Origin of the sequence: Synechococcus sp. WC101 (assembly GCF_047461555.1) — a bacterium.
Classification (GTDB): domain Bacteria; phylum Cyanobacteriota; class Cyanobacteriia; order Thermostichales; family Thermostichaceae; genus Thermostichus.
In genome coordinates this window covers 1-3,320 of record NZ_JANSHG010000204.1, presented here as the reverse complement: position 1 = coordinate 3,320, position 3,320 = coordinate 1, and the positions used below count along the sequence as shown (strand labels likewise).

Genomic DNA, 3,320 nt, shown 5'->3' with positions numbered 1-3,320 from the left:
GATCCTAGTCACACCTATACTGTATTATTTTTTACTCGCCCTGGGATTGGGAAGGAGCGGGCTGGGCAGGCTAAAGTAGATCCCGTCCTTGTTTGCGTAGCCGTCGAGCTTTTCCAAGGTTTTGGCGGCATGAGCTCTCCGCCCATCCAGTGGTATCCCGGCCATGTGGCCAAGGCCATTGGCCAGTTGCGGGAACAATTGCGGCTGGTGGACGTGGCAATTGAAGTGGTGGACGCGCGGATCCCGCTGGCCAGCCGTCACCCTGAGCTGGACAAGTGGCTGGGGGAAAAACCTCGCCTCTTGGCGCTTAACCGAGCCGATTCCATTGCGGCAAGGGATCTCAAAGCGTGGCAGGAGCATTTTTCGCAGCAAGGGATCCCGGTCTATCCCACCAACGGCCAATCGGGAGAAGGGGTGCCCCGCCTCAAGCAAGCCATCTTACAGATGGGGCAAGCGGTAAACGAGCGGCGGCAACGGCGGGGCATGCGGCCGCGGGCTGTCCGGGCCGTGGTGGTGGGCTTTCCCAATGTGGGCAAGTCTGCCTTGTTGAATCGACTTTTGGGACGGCGAGCCGTCGAGAGCGCCGCGCGCCCTGGGGTAACCCGGCAACTGCAGTGGGTACGGCTGGGAGGGGAGTTGGACTTGCTGGACTCGCCGGGCATCCTCCCGCCTTCGCTGCCGGATCAACAGGCAGCCTCCCTGCTGGCCATCTGTGATGACATCGGCGCCGCAGCCTACGATCCTGAGCAGGTGGCCGCCTACTTCGTGGATCAACTGCTGCAGGTGCAGCCCCAGGCCCAAGCCCTGCTGCAACAGCGCTACGGCTGGCCCGACCCGATCCCCCCTGGCAGCGTGGCAGTGCAAGATCTCGCAGAGCGGCGGTATCGAGGGGATGCCGAACGAGCGGCAAGGCAAATTCTCAACGACTATCGCAAGGGATGGCTAGGGCCTCTAGCTTTGCAACTCCCCCTAGCTGCTAGCCCTCCAGCAAGAGGCTAGTCCACTAGATTTTGGTATATCTTGCTCCGGAATGCTGCAAAGTGAGGGATAGGATAGGCGCAGAGCGTTAAGCTTTTCCCTGCACTTAGGGGCAGGTTTATTGCGCAGCTTTTTTCTTCAACCTGCCTGCAGGCGGCTTGAATCAAGGATAAGCTGTAAGGAACTCCAGTGATCGATACTAGAGGTAGCAGTTAAACCATCCTTTTTGCGGACTCCCATGGGTCAGCCTGCTGTTGCCACCAGCTTAGAAGGAGGCTTTGACCTAAATAGCCTGGATTTTGAGGTGCCGGGATGGCTGCGGGCTTTGCTTTCAGGCGCTGAAGATCTCGGCGATGGGCTGCGATCCTACACGGCGGAAGAGGCAGATTTGCTGCGCCGGGCCTTCGAGTTTGCCTACTGTTTGCACAAGGGCCAAAAGCGGAAATCAGGGGATCCCTACATCGCCCATCCGGTGGCCGTGGCCAGCCTGTTGCGGGAGTTGGGGGGTGACGCCGTTACCGTAGCTGCTGGCCTTCTGCACGATGTTGTCGAAGATACGGAAGTTACCCTGGAGGCCCTAGAGGCCGAATTTGGCCCTGAGGTTCGCCTGCTGGTGGAGGGGGTAACCAAGCTTTCTCAGTTTAATTTCTCCAGCAAAACGGAGCAGCAAGCAGAAAACTTCCGCCGCATGTTTGTGGCCATGGCCAAGGATATCCGGGTCATTGTGGTCAAGTTGGCGGATCGCTTGCACAACATGCGCACGCTGCAATATCTGCCCCCCCACAAGCAAAAACAGATTGCAGCCGAAACTATGGAGATCTTCGCCCCCTTGGCCAACCGGCTGGGGATCTGGCATTTCAAGTGGGAACTGGAAGACTTGGCCTTTAAGTACCTGGACTACGAAGCCTATCGCCAGATTCAAGAGCTGGTCAACGCCAAGCGTAGCGAGCGAGAGGCAGAGATCCAAGCGTTTATTGAAGAGCTGCGGAAGCACCTCATTCAAGGGGGGCTAGAGCACTTTGAGATTAGCGGGCGGCCCAAGCACCTGTACGGCATCTACCGCAAGATGCAGCAGCAGCGCAAAGAATTTCACGAGATCTACGATCTCCTGGCCGTGCGGGTTATCGTGCAAACCGTGAGCGAATGCTACCGGGTGCTGGCGGTCGTTCACAACTGTTTTCGCCCCATTCCGGGTCGTTTCAAAGACTACATTGGCTTGCCCAAGGCCAACCGCTACCAATCTTTGCATACGGCTGTGATCGGCCTACAGGGCCGACCGGTGGAGGTGCAGATCCGCACCGAAGAGATGCACCGCGTGGCCGAATACGGCATTGCCGCCCACTGGAAGTACAAAGAAGCCGGCAGCACCCCCGTGAAGCCCGAGGAAGAGCGCTTTACCTGGCTGCGGCAACTGTTGGAGTGGCAAAACGACCTCAAGGACGACAAAGAATACCTGGACACCATTCGCGAGAACCTATTTGAGAGCGAGGTTTACGTCTTTACGCCCAAAGGAGACTTGCTGGCCCTGCCCCAGGGATCCTGCCCGGTGGACTTTGCCTATCGCATTCACTCTGAAATTGGGGATCACTGTGCCGGGGCGCGGGTGAACAACAAGATCGTGCCCTTGAATACCCGCCTGCGCAATGGCGACATTGTCCAAATCATCACCCACAAGAACGCCCACCCCAGCCTGGACTGGATCAATTTTGTAGCCACCAGCTCGGCCCGCAACCGCATTCGCCAATGGTTTAAGCGCTGCAATCGCGAGCAAAACATCGCCCGGGGCCGGGACTTGCTGGAGCGGGAGCTGGGCAAAACGGGGTTCGATGCGCTGCTCAAGTCGGAGCGGATGCAAAAGGTGGCCGAGAAGCTCAACTACACCAGCGTGGACGACCTGCTGGCGGCGCTGGGCTATGGAGAGGTCACCCCCACGCAGGTGCTCCATCGGCTGCAGGAGGTGAGCAAGCCGGCAGTCTCTCCCCCGCCAGAGGAGGGATCCCTTGAGGAAGCCAAGCTGCTGCTGCCGCGGGCCGATGGGAGCCGAGGTTCCAGCCGATCCCAATCTCCCATCCTGGGGGTGGAGGGTCTGAAACACCAGTTGGCCAAATGTTGCAACCCGCTGCCAGGGGATCCCATCCTGGGCGTGGTTACCCGCTTCAAGGGTATCACCATTCATCATCGCGATTGTCCGCGGGTGGCTCAGGTTCCGGGCGAGCGGCTGGTGCCGGTGCGCTGGAACGAGGAGCAATTACGGCAGAGCACCCAGATCTACCCTGTGGAACTGCGCCTGGAGGTCATTGACCGCGTTGGCGTGCTGCGGGACATCCTTTCCCGTCTTTCGG

General features: G+C 59.2%; 2 protein-coding genes. Both read left to right on the top strand.

The genetic code is table 11. From position 1 onward, the window contains the following. Positions 1–129: 129 nt before the first annotated feature. Positions 130–999 (top strand): ribosome biogenesis GTPase YlqF, encoded by an 870-nt coding sequence (ylqF, locus tag NW809_RS11430; RefSeq protein WP_099813047.1) that lies wholly within the window; start codon positions 130–132, stop codon positions 997–999. A 217-nt stretch (positions 1,000–1,216) separates the two neighbouring features. Further along, the coding region (locus tag NW809_RS11425; protein WP_414402185.1) for a RelA/SpoT family protein at positions 1,217–3,320 on the top strand (2,104 nt) is incomplete at its 3' end.

Bases quoted from the DNA above. Each gene is read 5' to 3' on its own strand.
- ylqF (WP_099813047.1), top strand. From the start codon at position 130: ATGAGCTCTCCGCCCATCCAGTGGTATCCCGGCCATGTGGCCAAGGCC.